Here is an 18,275-nt window from a genome sequence, read left to right as displayed (position 1 = left end):
CACGAGGCGGCGTCAGGCGCCGCCGACCGCCCGCGTGATGGTGCCGCTCCCGCCGCAGGTCGCGCAAGGCGCGCCATCGATGCGCCCCTTGCCGTGACAATCGGGACAGACGTCTTCGCCGGTGCCCTTGGTTCCGGGCGGGGCTTCGTCACCGGGATTGAGCGCTGCTTGCGTCGGGATCTTTGCGTCTTGCGCGTGGGCAGCCTTCGTCTTGGTCATCTGCGCCTCCTCGAAAACACCGCAACGCGCCTTGCCGCAGAAAGTGCCAATCGGTTGGCCAGAGAACCGAGCGCCTATTGCCGATGCGGAACTCTCCGAATAGGCTTGGCGCACATCGTCCAACGGTCCTTCCATCGGCCGCGCCTTCATGCCCAAATTCCTCCGCATCGGTGTCCATCAGTCCAACGTCTCCGGATACACGTCGAAGGCGTGGTGCGTCAGGCGGGTCGGCTCGGCGGTCTTCCTGAAATGGGGCGCGGTGGAGGTGCATGGCACGGGCGCCGCGCGCAAGGTCTATTGGTCGCGCCTGCCGCAGGAGAAGACCGTCCGTTGCGGCAGTGCGCAAGCCGCGCAGGACTACACCAAAGCCGCGATCGCGCGGCGCCGCAGCCATCGCTATGAGCCGCTGACGGGCGCGATCGCGAACCGGCGGCCGTCGGCCGCACGCGGCGCCGAGCTCAAGCAGGCGCTCGCCACCATCCTGATCGTCGACATCGTCGGCTCCACCGCGAAGGCGGCCAAGCTCGGCGATGCGCGCTGGACCAAGGTGATGGGCCATTACTACGCGGCGGTCCGCAAGGAGCTGAAGACGTGCGGCGGCAAGGAAGTCGTCACCACCGGCGACGGCGTGCTGGCGACCTTCAGGAAGCCCGCCGCCGCCATCGCCTGCGCCAGCGCGATCCAGAAAGCCGTGCGCACGCTCGGCCTCGAGATCAGGGTTGGCCTGCACACCGGCGAATACACCATCAGCGGCGGCGAGATGGTCGGCCTCGCCTTCCACATCGGCACCCGTATTGCCGCGAAGGCGCGCGCCGGCGAGGTCCTGGTGTCGAGCGCGGTGAAGGAGCTGATGACGACGCAAGCGGCGATCGGCCTGCGCGATCACGGCGTGCACCGGCTGAAGGGCGTGCCGGAAAGGTGGAGGCTGTGGCGGGTGGAGGGGTGAGGGCGGCTCTTTGCCGAGTCCCGAGGTTTCATTTCGGGAACCGAGATGATCGACGTCCCAGTGTTTCCGACATTCCGTTAAACCTAAAAATACCAAGCGCCTTTACGGGTCCTTCGCCACTCCTGCCCTAGCCTTCACGGCGGCTGGGGCAAATTTGATGGGCTTATTCGCGCGGCTTCGCGACTCCTTCTCCGTGGGCGACACGAGCGATCCGCTCGGCCGTGCGCTTCTGGTCGAACAGTTCCGGGTTTTGCGCAAGCAGGTGCCCGTTCTCTACGCCATGCTCTTGGTCAACAGCATCAGCGTCGGGCTGGTCCTTCCCAACACGATATCGGCGTGGCTGCGATTTGCCTTGCCGGCCGCCCTTCTGGCGGCCTGTCTGTTTCGGCTCGCCCAGTGGCTGCGGCTCAAGAAGGCCGATTTCACCGCCGAGGAGGCGTATCTCGAGCTTGCTAGAGTTCGCACCGCCACGGTGGTGCTCAGCTCCGGCTTCGTGATCTGGATCCTGGCGCTGTTCATGGTCGTCGATCCCGGTCTGCGCGCCTCGGTCTCGCTGCTTCTCTTCATGGGCTGCGTCGGCACCGCCTACTGCCTCGGCAGCTTTCCGCCCGCGACGCGGCTGACGATGATCATCGCCGGCGCACCGATCGCCACGCTCCTCTTGCTCTCGGGCGAGGGGATGCTGGTCTCGGTCGGGATCAATCTCCTGGTGTTGCTCGCTCTGCTCGCCCGGATGATCAACACCAATTTCCGTTCCTTCGTGAAGCTGGTCGAGACCCACGGACGGCTGTCCGAGGAGGGTGACCGCGCGCGGGCCGCAGAGCAGACCGCGACCGCCTTCGCCGAGCGCTTCGACCGGGCGCTCAACAACATGTCCCATGGCCTCTGCTTCTTCGACGACGATCAGCGCCTGATCGTCTGCAACAGGCAATATCTCGAGATCTACGATCTGGATCCGAAGCTGGTCCGGCCCGGCATGAAGCTGACCGAGATCGTCGATCTCCGCTATTCGGCCGGCAGCGCGCCGAAGATGTCGAAGCAGGACTATCTGGTCTGGCGCAACAGCGCTCCGGTGAGCGCCGAGAATTCGGATACCACCGTGGAATTGACCAACGGCCGGATCGTGCGGATCAAGCATCGCCCGATGGAGGGCAAGGGCTGGGTCGCCACCCACGAGGATATCACCGAGCGTCATCGAACCGAGATGGCGCTTGCGGAAGCCAAGACGGCGGCCGAGCAAGCCGAAGCCGCCGCCCGCGCGGCTCACACCCATCTGACCGAAGCCCTCGACGTCGTCCCCGAAGGACTTGCCGTTTTCGACAAGGACGATCGCCTGGTGCTCTGGAATCATCAATACGCCGAATTCTACACGGCGAGCCGGGAAGCCCTTGCGGCCGGCACGCCGTTCGAAACCATGCTTCGAACCGGCCTTGCCGCGGGACAATACCCGGACGCCGCGGGGCGCGAGGAGGCGTGGCTCGCCGAGCGCCTCGCGCACCACGCGCTGCCGCACCATTCGCACGAGCAGCATCTGGCGGGCGACCGCTGGGTCCGCGTCGAGGAACGACGCACCAGCGACGGCGGCAGCATCGGCGTCCGCATCGACATCACCGACCTCAAGCGCCGCGAGGCCTCGTTCCGCCTGCTGTTCGAGGAGAACCCGCTTCCGATGTGGGTGGTCGACGCCAAGCGGCGGCGCCTCATCGCCGTCAATGGCGCGATGTGCCGGCACTACGGCTATTCCCGCCACGACCTGCTCGCGATGTCCGAACGTCAGCTCGAATATTGCGAGCGACAGGACGCCGAGCAGGACTACGAATTGCACAGGACCGCCGACGGCGAGGCGATTCAGGTCGTGATCGAATCCCGGCCGCTGGTCTATGAGGGCCGTCCGGCCCATGTCTGCGTTGCCTTCGACGTCACCGAGCGCAATCGGGCGCAACAGCGGGTGAGCTATCTCGCGGGCCACGACGCGCTCACGGAGCTGCCCAACAGGGCCGCGCTGGGTGAGCATCTCGGCGATGCCATCGAGCGCGCGGAGATCACGGACGGCGCCTTCGCGGTGCTCTGTATCGATCTCGACCACTTCAAGGCGATCAACGACCGCTTCGGTCATGCCGTCGGCGATGCCGTGCTGCGCGAAGCCTCGCGCCGGCTGCAGGAGGCCGCGCAGGGAGCTTACGTGGCGCGCGTCGGCGGTGACGAGTTCATCGGCGTCACCGATGAGCTGCCGCTGCCGGCGACCGCCGAGCTGCTCGCGACGCGCATGCGGGCGCAATTCGAGCGCCCGATCGAGGTCGACGGCCACGCGCTCAAGATCGACCTCTGTGTCGGCGTTGCGCTCTATCCGCGCGATGCGGACAACGCCGCCTCGCTGCTCGCAAACGCCGATGCCGCGCTCTATCGCGCCAAGCACGAGGGCAGGGGAGCCATCCGCCTGTTCACCAGCGCGATGGACCAGCAGCTGCGCGACCGCCGCGCGCTGGAGCACGATCTGCGCCTCGCGGTGGAGCGGGGCGAGTTCTATCTCGAGTACCAGCCGCAGCATCATCGGGACGGCACGCTGATGGCTTACGAGGCGCTGGTGCGCTGGCGGCATCCGTTGCGCGGTGTCATTCCTCCGGGAGAGTTCATCCCGATCGCGGAGCAGAGCGGCGCCATCGCGCAGATCGACGATTGGGTGCTGATGGAGGCGTGCCGGGAGGCGGCGTCATGGGATCAGCCGCTGCGGGTCGCCGTCAACGTCTCCGCGGCCCAGTTCCGCCGCGAAAACCTCGATGCGCAGGTCCGAAGGGCGCTGCGCGACAGCGGGCTTGCCGCAGCGCGTCTCGAGCTCGAAATCACCGAAGGCGTCCTGATCGAGGACGTGCCGCGCGCCAGGCGGACCATGCAGTCGCTCAAGTCGCTCGGCATCCTGATCGCGCTCGACGATTTCGGAACGGGATATTCGTCGCTGTCCTATCTCGAAGCGTTTCCTCTCGACCGGATCAAGGTCGACCGCTCCTTCGTCGCCGCTCTCGGCCAGAGCGAGCGCTCGCTCGCCATCGTCCGCGCCGTGATCGGCCTCGCCCACGGCCTCGGCGTCCCCGTCCTCGCCGAAGGCATCGAGACCGAGGCCCAGATGTCGCTCCTCATCCAGGAAGGCTGCGACGAGATGCAGGGCTATCTGCTGGGGCGGCCGCGGCGGCTGGAGGCGGCGGCGGAGAAGGTGAGGCGGGCGGCATCCTGAGGGATGCACGCGGATTGGAGTTTCAGTCGACTTTGATTCCAGGAGGTGAGGAGCGCGTCATCGGAGCGGACAATTGGTGGTCGTGACGATAAAGATTCCACGACGCATCCGTTTTGAAGCAACGATGTCGCAACTCGATCCGACGTGGCGGAGCCACTCCGAAGCTCCACCGTCCTCGGCAAGGGTATCGCTTGGGTTCGAGACGAGGTAAGCGTTGTTTTCCATGCCGACCATGCCCCAGCTTTCCCAATCCAGCATGACCGCGTCTTTGTCTGCGAACCACCCTTCTGCCGCGTCGCTGTGCGTGTGCGACCAAGCTAAGAACCGAAGTTCATCCTTGACTCGCGGCAGTGCCCAGAATGTCCCGCCGATCAGCGTGAGCATCACCGCAAGCGAGATGACGATCGAGCGCGCGCGGTTTGACTTCCTCTCGACGGCTGCCCAGATGCAGAGCCCGATGCAAACCAAGGCCACCGCGGGCAAGTAGAGCGAGATGAGAAGGAGAAACGTGCGAAGGCTCTTATCCCACGCAAACGGAGCTGCAGTCCCGACTGCGGCAATTGCGGCAATGAAGGGCAGCCACCGCAGGGTGCGTGATTTTTCTTCGGGGACTTGAGCAAACGAGGTCATGGGTCTCAAGTTTAATTACGATGATCGTCCAGCACTGTCACCGTAATTCCGGGCTCGGCGTCCCCTCCTCGCCGAAGGCATCGAGACCGAGGGCCCAGATGTCGCTCCTCGTCCAGGACGGCTGCGACCAGATGCAGGGCTATCTGCTGGGGCGGCCGCGGAGGCGGCTGCGGAGAAGGTTAGGCGGGCGGCGTCTTAATTGTCGCTCCCGATGTCGGAACCCGGGCCGGCCGTTCGTCTTGAATCCGTGTCGCCTCGAACCGGAGTTCTGCGTACATGGCCCCGCGCGCCAATTGGAAAGGCTTCCTGAGACTGTCCCTCGTCACCTGCCCCGTGGCGCTCTATCCGGCCACGTCCGAGAGCGAGAAGATCTCGTTCAACCAGCTCAACCGGCAGACCGGCCACCGCATCAAATATGTGAAAGTGGACACGGAAACCGGCGATGAGGTGCCGAATGAGGACATCGTCAAGGGCTACGAGCTCGAGAAGGGCCAGTACATCGAGGTCTCGAAAGAAGAGCTCGAGGAGATCGCGCTGGAATCCACCCGCACTATCGAGATCGACGAGTTCGTCGACAGGTCGGATATCGACCCGCGCTATTTGATCCGCCCCTATTACATCCGCCCCGACGGCAAGGTCGGCCACGACGCCTTCGCGGTGATCCGCGAGACCATCCGCGAGATGAACAAGGTCGCGATCGGGCGGGTGGTGCTGACCAACCGCGAGCACATCATCGCGCTGGAGCCGATGGACAAGGGCCTGGTCGGCACCCTCCTGCGCTACCCCTACGAGGTGCGCAGCGAGGCCGAATATTTCGACGAGATCCAGGACGTGAAAGTCACCAAGGACATGCTCGATCTCGCCCGGCACATCGTCAACCAGAAGGCCGGACGCTTCACACCCGACAAGTTCGAGGATCACTACGAGACCGCGCTGATCGAGCTGATCAACGAGAAGCGCGCCGGCAAGGTGATCCGGCCGAAGGAGCGGCCGAAGGGCGAGAACGTCGTCGACCTCATGGAGGCGCTGCGGCGCAGCGTTGGCAAGGAAGCCGGGAAGCAGGCCGCGCCTGCGAAGGCCGACAAGCCCGCCAAGAAGCCGAGGAAGGCGGCGGCCGGCCAGAAGGAGATGCTGATGCCGATCGCGGGCAAGAAGGCGGCCGCCAAGGAGTCGTCCGCTAAGAAGCCGGCGGCAGGGGCGCGGCGGAAATCGGCATGAAGCATCTTCATCGTCCGCGGTACGCGAAGGTCCTTGCCGGAGGCCTCAAAGGCCCTCGTCAGGGCACTCCGGACAGGTATCGCCGATCGAATCGAGGACATCGTTGATCTCAGCGACGGCCTGATCGGCGGAGACGCCGTCCGGTGGATCCTGGCGCGCAAGCTCGACCGCGCGTTTCCGCGCGTGCGGGTCGGCACGATCCTTGGCCCAGCCGTGCTCCTCGCATTCGCAAATCGCGCCGGCGTCGTGCAGCACATGGATCGCCCATCCCCGTAAGGTCCGGATCGCCGGCCGTCTTTCCCTGATCATCAGCATGCGAGGTCACTCCTGCGGGACGAATCCGTGCCCCCGCTCGCTCGTTCCCGGCGGTTAGCACGGGTCAGGGATTCCCGAACGGCGGGGCTGATCTTGTCCACGTGTTCCGGCGGACTGTGGAGAAGGCGAAGTGTTGACGCGGGGTCTGCATGCGCCGCAAGCACGCGACCGAGCCAGGCGGGTCCCAGCTGGGGAACCCGGTGCCGAGAGGCGACTTATGTCGCCATCGGTTTCGGAGGAAAAGCCATGGCCATTGATGCGTTCGCTGGCACCACGCCGGTGTTTCTCCCTGAGCAGTTCTTCGTCGGCCGCTTGGAAGGATGGGCGGTGGTCGAAAGCCTCATCGGCGGGCTGTTGAAGCGGGCAACGATCACGGCGCATGGCGAGTTGGACGCGGACACCGACACCGTCGTCCTGACCGAAACCTACACCTTCGATGACGGCCACAGCGACACGCTGCGCTGGACGATTCACAAGCTGGGCGAAGGCCAATACACCGGCCATGAGAACCGACTGGAAGGCGAAGCCACCGGCGAGCAGGCCGGTTGTGCATTTCATTGGACCTACACGCGCGACACGCCCCAGGGCGACGGAAAGTCGTTCAAGCTGAACTTCGATGATTGGCTCTATGCGATCGACGACCGCGCCTGCATCGTGCGCGGCAGTGCAGGGCGCGCAGGCATTCCGTTCGCAACGGCGCATGTGACTTATCGGAAGCTTTAGTTAGGGCGACGCGGCTGCAGCCCTGCTCCCCTGCGCGCCCTTCTTTCTTGAACTTAACATTTTTGAATCGCGAAGGCACCGAAGCAAAGTACGGTGGGCGTTTCCCGGGAGGGATCTTCTGGCGCTGATTGATTCAGAGCGGGGGCGTGGGCGTGAATTTCCAGGTTACTGTTTTGAAGATCCTGGTGAGCTATCCGGACGGCTTTGCCGTCATGGAAGACCTCAAGCGCGACATGGCCATCCTGGCGACCAGTGGCCGCGATTGGGCCGACCGGACGAGGCGTCTCGCCAGCCGGGTGCCGGACCTCGACATCTTTTCGCAAGCCCTGGTCGAGCGCATCAGCGGTGGCTGGAGACTCACCTCCAAGGGGCGAGACGTCTTGGAGTTCATGGAAGCCCGCCCGGCACCAAGCCAGCCAAGCCTCGCGTCCGTGGTCAATGAGACGTCCCCACCGGTGTTCGAGCGTGCTCCCGTTTCCCCGCTGCCGCAGCCAGCTGACCGTGCCAAGCGGCGGCGCGAGCGCCGAGAGCGCCGCCGCGAAGCCCTCGAACGGGCGAGGGCGAACGCGTCCTGAAGCGGGATTGAGGTCCGCACCGAACATCTCTGCTCGTGCCAAGACAACAGCAGCAGTTTTGGAATGCTCTCCAGTGCCACCACGCTACTTGACGAAATCGATACTCCGGCACTTCCAGTCATCGAGCGGAAGTTCAAACGATAAGAAACCTCATCGGGCACGGCAGCCTTAACTCGCTTCGCTTCTAATGTGTGTCGCTGGCTCTCCTACTGAAGCTCGCCGCAACAGTCCGTCGTCGCTTCCGCTGCGCTCCAGCTATGCCGGACACCGCGCTTCGCCCTTCGGGCCTCTGCGTGGCTGTGCCACGCGCCGGTGATCGGCAGCTTTTGGTGGTGCAAGGCGGACGTTCGAACACGCAAGTTGCAGAGAGGTCCAAGAGCGGACCAAATCGCGCCGCTGCGCGCTTAATGGGCGTTTAACGCTTTTGCGCAACAGATGGGTCACCAGCGCGGAATTAGTCCTAGTTACGAGTGCGAGCCGAGCTCCCAGGGAGGGGAATCGGATGGGACTGCTTTTTGTTGGAGTGCTGGCAGGAGTCCTGATCGGCTTTGGCTGGTTCGCGCCTTCCCGAGGGTATTTCCTTGGGTGTGCGTCACGACCCTGTTTCGACCGGGTTGCGGTCGCCCGATCCCCGCAGCCAACGCCGACGGCACTGGCGCCGGATCCCGTGATCGTCAAACCGAATTCTGCAACTCCGGGAAGGTCCGGCAAGAAATCATCACCAAAGAAGAGCGGATCGGTCGACCTCGCCAAAGCGGCGTCACTGCGGACGAGGACCAGCGTCCCAGCATCCGAACGGCCCGCGGAAGACTCAGATCCTGTCCTAGAAAAGGCGAAGGTCACCATCGCGACGAAGATGGAGGATCCAGGATCGGCCGAATTCACCGAAATGAAGCGCACGATGCGAAAGAACACGCTCGGACGCCCCGTGGATACGATTTGCGGGCGTGTGAAAGGAGGAAGCGCATCAGGGGGCGAGACCGCAGAGAGACCGTTTCTTTATCTCGTGAAGGAGGATGAAGCATATGTCGTCGACGGCAAGTCGGGGTCGGCGGCGTCAACGGCCTATAGAAATATCTGCAATTAGGGAATGCGTCGGCTGCGGCAGCGCGCGGTCCGCGCCGAAATGAATTTGAGCGGAAAGAATTTCCACCCAGGCGCCAGTTAAACCGCAGTGGACAAGGCACTGGCGGCGGCACTGCGCCGCTCTCGTGATGATCATTCAGGATGAATGCAGCAGCAGGGGACAAGCAATAGGGAATGGGAATATCGCGGAAGCTCTTTTTATCTCGAGGAAATCATGGACGACATAACCAACTCCTCAAAGCGGCTCGATGGGTCACTTCACTTGCCGGTTCTGGTGCTCGTCGAACCGCTCCTGTTGCCTCGCACATGTATTCTGAACGTCCTCAGGCGGGAATTGGCGGAATTCGAGATCCTCGACATGGCAACGGTCGAAAGCCTGGACTGCACATCAACCCGCGATGTTCGTCTGGTGGTGCTGAGTATCGCAGACAAGCCCATCGACGATCCCTCGGTTGAGGGAAGTCTCGCCTTCGTTGCGGAGTGTTGTCCCAACGCCGCCCTTGCAATTCTGTCAAACCATGACGACGAGCCGACCGTGCAGGCCGCGATGCAGCGGGGTGTGCGCGGCTTTCTTTCTACCTCGCTGCCGATCGAGATTGCCATAGCTGGCCTGCGCCTTGTCCTTGTCGGCGGCGTCTACAGGCCGTTGCCCGTCGCCGGGATGAACAGGATACCGGATTTCGAGCCGCCAGATGCGCGCGGGCTTGCGCGCGCATCTCTTGTGAACGAGGGAGCCGGAGTGACTATCGAAAGGAGCGTGCCGGATCTCACGCCTCGTGAGCAACAGGTTCTGGCGGAATTGGCGCTCGGCCTGCCCAACAAGCTGATCGCCGCCAAATTGAACCTGTCGGAAAGCACAGTCAAAATGCACATCCAGCACATCATGAGGAAATGTGCTGCGCACAATCGGACGGAAGCCGTGCTGCGCTGGCGCGGCCGGTTGCCGTCGCAGGGGCACGACCCCGGCGCAGGTCCGATGCAGGAGACTTAGTCCTCTCTGAATGCATTACGGAAGCAGTCGAGCAGGGGCCTGAGCGCGTAGAGAGCCACGGTACCGCGCCCTGTCGTGATGAACACTTGAACCGGCATGCCGGGGACGATCTGGATGTCGTTTGCGACGATCTGCGCGTCATCGATCCGGATTTTGGTCGCGTAGTATGGCTGGTCCGTGCGCTTGTCGAGGAGCCGGTCTGCGGACACGTGCACGACAGTTCCGATCAGGCGAGGCACGCGACGCTGATTGTACGGTACGAGGTGAACCTCGGCATTGAGGCCGGGATGAACCACATCGATATCCTCGGGCCTCAGGCGCGCGGTCACGATGAGACGGTCTTGCCGGGGTACCAGGTCCATGAGCGGAGCGCCCGCTCCGATGACGCCGCCGGCTGTATGAATCCGCAAATCGGTTATCACGCCGTCCTCTGGCGCCTTGACCTCTGTTCGCGATAGCTGGTCCCTGGCCGCAAACAACCGCTCGCGGAGCTGGAATATCTGGTTCTGTGCTTCACGAAGCGACTGTGCGATCTCGTTCTGCCTCTCGCTCTCGAGCTTGAACAATGTGGCCTGCTGTTCGCTGATGACTTGCGCGGCGCGGGAAATCTGCGCGGCGATCTCGCCGCGGCGGCCCTCAACGTCGGCCAGTTCCCGCTGCAGGTTCAGAAGTCGCGGCCGCCGTTCGAGCCCCTTGTTGACGAGGGTCGTGACCATATCCAGTTCCTCCCGGACGATGCCGAGCCGCTGCCCGGTGGCGCTCTCCTGTGCCGTGAGACCTTCGATCTCCTTTTCGACTTGACGCCTTCGTTCGCGAATGACCGCAAGCTGCGACTCGTGGACCTGCAGGCGCGCCTGGAAAATGAATTGCTGCGCCGACAGTGCAGCGGCGGCCACTCCGCTCTGCCTGCTGTCCTGTTCCAGCGCGTCCGGAATTGCGATCCTCTCGAATCTCTGCTGCTCGGCCTGAAGCCGAGCGGCACGAGCAGCTGCATCCCACAATTGGCCTTGAAGGCTCTGCACCTCCGAGCTCGCCCGGGTGTCCTCCAGCGCGATCAGCGTTTGGCCGCTGCGCACGATGTCGCCATCCGAAACCAGGATCTTGCTGACGATACCGCCTTCCAGATGCTGGATCGTCTTGCGACTCGATTCCGATTCCACGACGCCGGACGCGATCGCGGCGCTTTCGAGAGGCGCGAGGCTCGCCCATGTACCAAGCCCCAGCATGAAGCAGAGCACCAGCAGATTGCCCGCGACGGTGATAGCGCGAAGCCTTCCGCGTGGCGAGGTCGGCGTAGGCGTCGAGCACCATGGAAATTCCAGAGGCTCGAAATCGTCGATTGCGGTTACCACGACGCCAGATCGTCGGGTCGGCGTGGGGCGCGACGGCCCTCGTACGAACCGGTCCCAGATCATGGGAAGTCTGGCGACGGCAGGATGCTTCCAGATGGTGAGAGAATTCCAGATCATGGCGCAACCTGTGAAGTAACCTGGGGTCGGCTCAGGTGCCGTTCAAAGATGTCCTCGCTGTCGCCGAACGCGGCGACCGCACCGTCTTCCATGATGGCAATCTTGTCCGTGGCGGCGAGGAGACCCATCCTGTGAGTGACGACGACAAGGATGACGCCCGCGAGCTTCATGCGCTCGATGGCATCCAGGAGCATTCGCTCGCCCCCGTAGTCGAGGCTGGCGTTGGGTTCGTCGAGAACGATGAGGCGTGGACTGCCGAAAAAGGCGCGGGCAAGACCGAGGCGCTGCCGATACCCGCGTGAGAAGATGGTTTCACTGTGAACCACCGTGTCGTAACCCTGCGGCAGGCGCATGATCGCCCCATGGATTCCGGCGAGCTTGGCCGCTTCGACGACCTTTTGCCGGTCCGCATCTTCAAGGCGTGCGATGATGTCGTTGATGGTGTCGCCGATCAGATTGATGTCCTGGGGGAGATATCCGAGGCCGTCGCCGTTTCGGGTCTCGCGAAGCAGCGAGACGTCGGTATTGTCGAGGAGAACACGGCCATGCGTCGGCATCGACAGCCCCGCGATCACCTGGCCGAGCAAGGACTTGCCCTGACCCGGACGGACCGATAATGCCAAGGCATTCTCCGGGCATGAGGCTGAAGGAGACGCCGTTCAGCAGAAGATGATCGGTCCCGGCAAGCCACACGCCCACATTGTCGACGACGAGGCCAGTTCGCGCCAGCGGCGGGAAAACCCCCGCGCTCTCCTGCCGGGTGACGGGGAATGCGGCGAGAAGCGCGCCGAGCCGCTGACAGGCGCTCACGGCCGTCACGAGTGATTTCCAGCCTGCGACCGCACTTTCGACCGGTGCGAGCGCCCGGCTGAACATCAGCGTAGAAGCAAAGATGATTGCCGGACTTTTGCCGTGATCGAGGACGAGCCACGCGGCAGCCCCCATGATCAAGACCTGCGACAGCGCGCGAACGGGCTTGGCGACGAGAGAAACGATCTCGCCTCGCCGGAGCGCCACATCGTGCTCTCTGCGCGCGTGCTGCGCGTCACGGTGGATCATGCGCGCGGCGCTATCGAACATTCCCATGGCGCGGATCATGTGGATGTTGCCCGCGGCAGTCTGAAGGCGACCGTAGCTTCTGGAGAGCGCGGCGCCGGACCTGAGCAAAACGTCTTCCGTGACCAGCTCTCCGGCGACCGTGAGTGCGAACAGGAAGGCGACGCAGCAGGCGCCCACCACGCCAAGCAGGGGATGGATCAGAACGAGGACAAGGAGGAACAAGGGCGCCCAGAGCGCGTCGAACAGCATCGTACATGAGCCGGACTCGACGAACTGGCGCAGCACGGTGAGGTCCCGATATGCGCCCGACGCTTGCGTCCAATCGCTGCGAAACGCCGATTCGAGGCCGGCCGAAAGCACGCAGGGACGAAGGCGATCGTCGAGCCAGGCGCCGAGGCGTCCAAGGACGGCGCGCCGCAATGCATCGAACACGCCGCCGACGACCACTGTGATCGCGACGATGAGCGTGAGCAGGAGCAACGTGTCGCCGCTCCGGCTCGACAACACCCGGTCGTAGATCTGAAGAAGATAGATGGAGGGCGCAAACAGTAGCAGATTGTAACTGCAGCTATATGCGAATACGAGACCTAGCGGTCCCACGCAGGACCGGAGGGCTGTGTGCAGTGGCGTCCGGATCTGCGGCAGGATGGGCAACCGAATGGGCGGCATCAGCATGATCGTCACCGCCTGAAATCGAGGTCCGGCGCACTTGAGGTCAACGCAATCCGGCAAACGCATCGGTAGATCTTTGGCGCGAAATCCGGGACCGGCGGCCGCGGCAGCCGGTCCCGCCAGTCGGACGAGCGGCTCGTCAGAGCGTGTCGAGATGGAAGGTCACTCCGCCACCCCATGCGAAGTTGCCGTCTCCGCCATCGCCGCCGATGCCGGCGACCACTTCCTGGTGCTGGTCCACCGCGAGCTTGTTGATCTGGGTGGCATCCGTATTGGCGTAGACCTTGGAAGTATCGTAGCCGCTGTAGGACTTCTGGCTGCCGTTCGACTCGGCGTCTCCGCCATGAGCCTTGGAGAACACCGAGGCCTTGGCGTTGGCGCCGCCGGCATCCCAATCCGCCGTCTGCTTGACGTGATCGCCGGTGCTCACGTGCACGTCGGCGCCTTCCGCCTTGTTGGTCGGATCGTAGTTGACAGTCGGCTTGCTGATGATGGCTCCCTTGAAAGTACCGTCGCCGCCATTTCCGGCACTTTGACCACTGGTGTCGATCGATTTGACCTTGATCGTATCCGAGATGTTGATTGCCTTTGGCATCATTTGAGGCCTCCGTCGTTTTGTTGGCTGTCGTGCAACATCCATCCCGATCAGGCGGACGCGCACGGCAAGTCTGATCCGCCCGTGCGCGAGAGCGATAGATGTCAAATCGAACATCATCCGGTTTGGTGGGCCTACCTACGAAAGTACGACATTTCGTCAGGGGAGGGCGCCTCTGCGCGGGATTTGCATGCGGCGAGTGGCGAGGCCGCGTGCCGCGATGCGATCGGCCATGTGAGCGATGCGACGTTTCGCTACGCCACCAGGTGAAGATCCGACAGGAGATGCGCGGCATCGCCACCTGGCGCGAGGTTGCCGTAGCCGCCGTCTCCGCCAACGCCGGCGATCTGGGTCGCACTCTGGTCGATGTGCACGTTGTTGACCTGATCGGCCACGGCCGTCGAATGTGGACCTGCGATTGCTATGTTGATGGGTGCATAGATCGCGACGCTGACGTCGATCAGACTGCCCGCAAAATAACCGTTGCCGCCATTGCCTGCGCTGTTCGAACCGGTCGCGATCGTATCGGACCCGCCCCACAGATGATGGGAGAGAGGGCTTGCATGGCCGCCCGCTGCGGCGTTGTCGTTGCCGCCGTGCCCGCCAATGCCAGCGATCTGAACCGCGGATTGATCCACGGAGACATCATTTATCTGGACCGCGTAAGCACTGGAGCCATAGCCCGCGATTGCGATGTTGATCGGGTTGTACACGACAAACGAGGTATGGACGAGTTCCCCGTAGAACATGCCGTCACCGCCATTGCCGGTCTGGTTTCCGCCCGTTTGAACGTCAAAGACGCTCGATCCCCAACTGGGGTCGAGCGTGATGACGCTGCCGCCGGCGGCCACATTGCCATGTCCGCCACTTCCGCCGACGCCCGCGATCTGCGTGGCCGATTGGTCGATGTCGACCGTGTTCGACTGACTTGCATGTGCAGTGCCGCCCGAGCTCGCCAACGCGATATTGATCGGATGATAGATCACCACGGGAGCGTCCACGATCGCACCCGAGAAATGGCCGCTGCCGCCGTTTCCGGCGCTGTTGTCGCCACTCGCAATCACGCCGGAGCCTGAAAACGTACCGATGCTCCCACCCGCTGCAATGTTGTCATTGCCGCCATGGCCGCCGACGCCGGCCATTTGAAAAGCGGATTGATCGACATGCAAATCGTTGGACTGGTTGGCCAGGGCGACCGAGCCGTATCCCACGCTGATCGAAATGTTGATCGGTTCGTAGATCAACAGGGACGCGTGAATGATACCTCCGTAAAAATGGCCATCCCCGCCGTTCCCTGCCGTGTTCGCCCCACTCTCGACCGAAACAATGCCCTTCTCGGCAAAGGATGCGCCGGCAGCAGGCTTCGTGGACGAAACGTCCAGGCCCGCTGCAGCGTGGTTGCCGGCGTGGCTGCCCATCTCGCCCCCCGATGGGGGATGTTTGGATTGAACCGGGTCGGAGTCTTTATGCTGGGTATGCGCGCTCGCGGCGTATGCTCCAGGACCGGCAAACGGGCCGGGACGATGGACCAGGGCGCCACCGCCGACCGCGTCAGCCATGAACGGAGCTCTGGGTGCAGGGCCCAATTCGCCCGCGCCATCGTACCCATCGTGGTGATGAGAGGCGTGATGCAGCCGGATTGCATCCGACATCCGCGTAAAATCCATCGTAGCCTCCCTCATCGCGATCGCTCCGCGCGATCGGACGGGTTCTGCACTCCGGAGAGAATGTCGTCCCGGGAAGGTCGAATGCCCAGCCGTCAGTTCGGATATAGCGCTCGTCTGGCAGCCGCAACATCGGCTACATCCGTTCGGGTGCGGTTACAGCCTTTGCATCAATTCCCCCGGTCCCCGCACTCATCTCGCCTGCGGCCAAAATGAATCCGGCGCATTGCCGGATTTGAACCGTATTGCGACCTGGGTCGCGGCCAAACTGTGCCCCAAAAAAATCGTGGGTTTTGTAAGTGCTGCGCCTGATTTCACTGGTGGGCCCGGCAGGACTCGAACCTGCAACCAGACCGTTATGAGCGGCCGGCTCTAACCATTGAGCTACAGGCCCCGCCGCGAGGCGGCCGCAGGTAGCGCGGCCGGCAACGGTGCGCGGTTCGTTTACAGGGCCTGAGGCGGGGGTGCAATGCTGGCTCTCGCGGATCGGAACGCCGGCACGGGCCTCAGGGGCGCTTTCGAATAACCGAAATTGGCGATGATGCCTGTATAACCCTGTTTTGCCCGACGAAGCAAACCGCCTTTTCGCAGGTTTTTTCGAGGTGGGCGGTAATCCCTTGAGATCACAGGCCTAGTCTACTGTGCATGGGGTTGTTTTCGCAACTTTGTTCGAGAGGGCCTTTCGGCCCTCTCGAATGTGGTGCGGGCGCGCTAGGTGGCCGGGCCGCCGCCTAGTCCACCGAGACCCCGGCGAACTCGACCACCTTGCGCCACTTCTCGGTCTCGTCGGCGACAAGCTTGCCGAACTCGGCTGATGTCATCGGCTTGGGCAGGCCGCCGACTTCGGTGAGGCGCGCGACCAGCTTCGGGTCCTTCAAGGCTTCGCCGACGGCCTTGTTGAGGATCTCGATCACCTCGCTCGGCGTGCCCTTCGGCGCGGAGATGCCGTAGAAGCCGACCGATTCGAAGCCCGGCACGGTCTCGGCGATCGCGGGCACGTCGGGCACGCTCGGCCAACGCTGCGGCGAGGTCACGCCCAGCGCGCGGACGTTGCCGCCCTTCACCTGCTCCATCGCCGAGGGCAGATTGTCGAAGATCAGCTGCACCTTGTTGGAGATGATGTCGGGGAAGGCGATGGCCGAGCCGCGATAGGGCACGTGCACCATGTCGCACTTCGTCATCACCTTGAACAGCTCGGCCGACATGTGCACCGAGGTGCCGTTGCCGGAGGAGGCATAGGAGATCTTGCCGGGATTGGCCTTGCAATAGTCGATGAACTCCTGGACCGTCTTCGGCGGAAACGCGTTGGAGACGACCAGCATGTTGGTGAGCTGCATGATGCTGGCCACCGGCACGGTGTCGCGCAAAAAGTCGAACGGCAGCTTTTTGTAGAGCGAGGTCGAGATCGCGTTGTTGGGCGCGACGAACAGCAGCGTGTAGCCGTCCGGCGGCGAGTTGATCGCGGCGGCGGCGGCGATGTTGCCGCCGGAGCCGGTGCGGTTCTCGACGATGAATTGCTGGCCGAGCCGGTCCGACAGCCATTGCGCCATGATCCGCGCCACGATGTCGACCGGGCCGCCGGCGGCAAAGCCGATCAGCCAGTGCACGGGACGGTCGGGATAGCCGGCGGCTGCGGGAGGGGTGGCGCCGAACAGCGTTGCAAGAACGACCAGCCCGAAAACACCGTGACGCAAAATTCGCAACATGACGCCTCCCATTGTTCTATTGTCTTTGCGCGGCATGCTTTCACAGAATCAGGTCGCTGCCTACATCGCCGCAAGTCGGTGTTGACGCAGCTCCGCCAGGAGCGACCATGAGATTCGCGATGATCATTCTCGGTGCGGCGCTGCTCGCCAGCCCCGCCGCCGCCCAGACCGGAGGCACGGCCGTTCCGACCATGACGATCAGCTTGGGAACAGCGACGCCCGGCGGCGGCTTCCCGCTCTATGGCAACGCCTTCGCGGAGGTGATGAACGCGGCCGATCCGCATCTCACCATCGCCCCGCGCAACACCAAGGGCAGCAACGAGAACATTCCGCTGCTGGAGAAGGGCGAGCTCGATCTTGCGCTGGTCGCGGGCGAGCCGGCCTACGAGGCCTTCGCCGGCATCGGCCGTGCGCCTGCGCGCCTGAAGATTCTCACGGCGATCTATTCCAACCCCGGCATGTTCGTGGTGCGCGCCGACAGTCCCTACACGACGATTCGCGATCTCGTCGGTCGGCCCGTCGCGTTCGGCGCCAAGGGCTCCGGCCTGCCGATCCTGGCGCGCTATGTGCTCGATGGTCTCGGGCTGAAGCAGGATGAGGACTTCAAGGCGATCTATCTCGACCGCGCCGGCGACGGCCCCGCGATGGTCGAGGACGGCCGCGTCGCTGCGCTCTGGGGCGCCGGGATCGGCTGGCCCGGCTTTGCCGCGGTCGCCGCGAGCGCATCGGGCGCGCGCTTCATCGCGCCAGTAGCGGACGAGATCGCGCGCATCCGCGCCAAGCATGCGTTCCTCAAGCCGCTGACCGTGCCGGCGGGCTCCTATCCGAAGCAGAACGAGCCGATCGCCTCGCTCGGCTCCTGGAGCTTCATTCTCACGCGCGAGGATCTACCCGACGAGGTCGCCTATCGCCTCGCCAAGACGCTGCACGGTATCGAGGCGACGTTCTGCAAGAAGCTCGCGCAGGCCTGCGAGACCACCGCCGCAAACACGGTCGCGGCGGCGCCAAAGGCGGAGCTGATCCATCCGGGCGTGATGAAGTATTTTCGTGAGATCGGGGTGGTGAAGTAGCGAACTTTCGACGACGCGCTTTCTCCCTTCTCCCCTTGTGGGAGAAGGTGGCGCGAAGCGCCGGATGAGGGGTTCTCTCCGCTCGTGAAGTTGTTCGTGAGGATAGAT

At 63.6% G+C, this 18,275-nt stretch carries 15 protein-coding genes, 1 tRNA gene and 1 pseudogene; 8 read left to right on the top strand and 9 right to left on the bottom strand.

The window, feature by feature from the left end:
• Nucleotides 1–12: 12 nt before the first annotated feature.
• On the bottom strand, nt 13–219 hold the full coding sequence (locus AB7M16_RS12565; RefSeq protein WP_210342456.1) for a hypothetical protein: 207 nt from the start codon (nt 217–219) through the stop codon (nt 13–15).
• A 148-nt stretch (nt 220–367) separates the two neighbouring features.
• Between AB7M16_RS12565 and AB7M16_RS12560 the strand changes: the two genes are divergently transcribed.
• Entirely contained in the window at nt 368–1,165 is a 798-nt protein-coding gene (locus tag AB7M16_RS12560) for an adenylate/guanylate cyclase domain-containing protein (RefSeq protein WP_439364507.1), read from the top strand.
• A gap of 157 nt (nt 1,166–1,322) precedes the next feature.
• A complete protein-coding gene (locus tag AB7M16_RS12555) occupies nt 1,323–4,394 on the top strand; it encodes an EAL domain-containing protein (protein WP_453944089.1) in 3,072 nt (1,023 codons plus the stop codon).
• A gap of 57 nt (nt 4,395–4,451) precedes the next feature.
• Here the strand turns inward: AB7M16_RS12555 and AB7M16_RS12550 are convergent, their stop codons facing one another.
• Nucleotides 4,452–5,024, bottom strand: a complete 573-nt coding sequence (locus AB7M16_RS12550) for a hypothetical protein (RefSeq protein WP_453944088.1) — start codon at nt 5,022–5,024, stop codon at nt 4,452–4,454.
• Nucleotides 5,025–5,300: 276 nt separating this feature from the next.
• Between AB7M16_RS12550 and ku the strand changes: the two genes are divergently transcribed.
• The gene (gene ku / locus AB7M16_RS12545; RefSeq protein ID WP_453944087.1) at nt 5,301–6,242 is read left to right on the top strand and encodes a non-homologous end joining protein Ku; all 942 of its coding nucleotides are present in this window, start codon (nt 5,301–5,303) and stop codon (nt 6,240–6,242) included.
• A 45-nt stretch (nt 6,243–6,287) separates the two neighbouring features.
• On the opposite strand, the gene AB7M16_RS12540 is transcribed toward ku, so the two are convergent.
• Nucleotides 6,288–6,557: a hypothetical protein gene (locus AB7M16_RS12540; protein WP_453944086.1), complete on the bottom strand. Its 270-nt coding sequence runs from the start codon at nt 6,555–6,557 to the stop codon at nt 6,288–6,290.
• 246 nt (nt 6,558–6,803) lie between these two features.
• On the opposite strand from AB7M16_RS12540, the gene AB7M16_RS12535 reads away from it, so the two are divergent.
• The 4 genes from AB7M16_RS12535 (at nt 6,804) to AB7M16_RS12520 (ending at nt 9,932) form a co-directional block, all read left to right on the top strand.
• Nucleotides 6,804–7,280, top strand: coding sequence for a DUF3833 family protein (locus AB7M16_RS12535; RefSeq protein ID WP_453944085.1), 477 nt, complete (start codon nt 6,804–6,806; stop codon nt 7,278–7,280).
• 152 nt (nt 7,281–7,432) lie between these two features.
• The gene (locus tag AB7M16_RS12530) at nt 7,433–7,855 is read left to right on the top strand and encodes a hypothetical protein (RefSeq protein WP_453947167.1); all 423 of its coding nucleotides are present in this window, start codon (nt 7,433–7,435) and stop codon (nt 7,853–7,855) included.
• Between the two features lie 502 nt (nt 7,856–8,357).
• Nucleotides 8,358–8,942, top strand: coding sequence for a hypothetical protein (locus AB7M16_RS12525; protein ID WP_246571837.1), 585 nt, complete (start codon nt 8,358–8,360; stop codon nt 8,940–8,942).
• Nucleotides 8,943–9,155: 213 nt separating this feature from the next.
• Nucleotides 9,156–9,932, top strand: coding sequence for a helix-turn-helix transcriptional regulator (locus AB7M16_RS12520; RefSeq protein WP_453944084.1), 777 nt, complete (start codon nt 9,156–9,158; stop codon nt 9,930–9,932).
• On the opposite strand, the gene AB7M16_RS12515 is transcribed toward AB7M16_RS12520, so the two are convergent.
• The 6 genes and pseudogenes from AB7M16_RS12515 to AB7M16_RS12490 all read right to left on the bottom strand — a co-directional run bounded on the left by AB7M16_RS12515 (nt 9,929) and on the right by AB7M16_RS12490 (nt 17,097).
• On the bottom strand, nt 9,929–11,401 hold the full coding sequence (locus AB7M16_RS12515; RefSeq protein WP_453944083.1) for an HlyD family type I secretion periplasmic adaptor subunit: 1,473 nt from the start codon (nt 11,399–11,401) through the stop codon (nt 9,929–9,931). The genes AB7M16_RS12520 and AB7M16_RS12515 overlap by 4 nt on opposite strands.
• Nucleotides 11,398–13,135: pseudogene (locus AB7M16_RS12510) on the bottom strand (type I secretion system permease/ATPase). The gene AB7M16_RS12515 and the pseudogene AB7M16_RS12510 overlap by 4 nt, the downstream one beginning before the upstream one ends.
• A 136-nt stretch (nt 13,136–13,271) precedes the next feature.
• Nucleotides 13,272–13,730, bottom strand: coding sequence for a hypothetical protein (locus AB7M16_RS12505; protein ID WP_453944082.1), 459 nt, complete (start codon nt 13,728–13,730; stop codon nt 13,272–13,274).
• 251 nt (nt 13,731–13,981) lie between these two features.
• Nucleotides 13,982–15,286: a hypothetical protein gene (locus AB7M16_RS12500; protein WP_453944081.1), complete on the bottom strand. Its 1,305-nt coding sequence runs from the start codon at nt 15,284–15,286 to the stop codon at nt 13,982–13,984.
• Nucleotides 15,287–15,709: 423 nt separating this feature from the next.
• Nucleotides 15,710–15,785: transfer RNA gene (locus AB7M16_RS12495), tRNA-Ile, on the bottom strand.
• 337 nt (nt 15,786–16,122) lie between these two features.
• Entirely contained in the window at nt 16,123–17,097 is a 975-nt protein-coding gene (locus AB7M16_RS12490) for a Bug family tripartite tricarboxylate transporter substrate binding protein (RefSeq protein WP_453944080.1), read from the bottom strand.
• Nucleotides 17,098–17,204: 107 nt separating this feature from the next.
• Here AB7M16_RS12490 and AB7M16_RS12485 point away from each other — a divergent pair, with 107 nt between their 5' ends.
• Nucleotides 17,205–18,167, top strand: a complete 963-nt coding sequence (locus AB7M16_RS12485; RefSeq protein ID WP_453944079.1) for a TAXI family TRAP transporter solute-binding subunit — start codon at nt 17,205–17,207, stop codon at nt 18,165–18,167.
• Nucleotides 18,168–18,275: the final 108 nt, after the last annotated feature.

The sequence above is a fragment of the Bradyrhizobium sp. USDA 372 genome (assembly GCF_053629095.1).
This window is presented reverse-complemented; position numbering and strand designations above follow the sequence as displayed.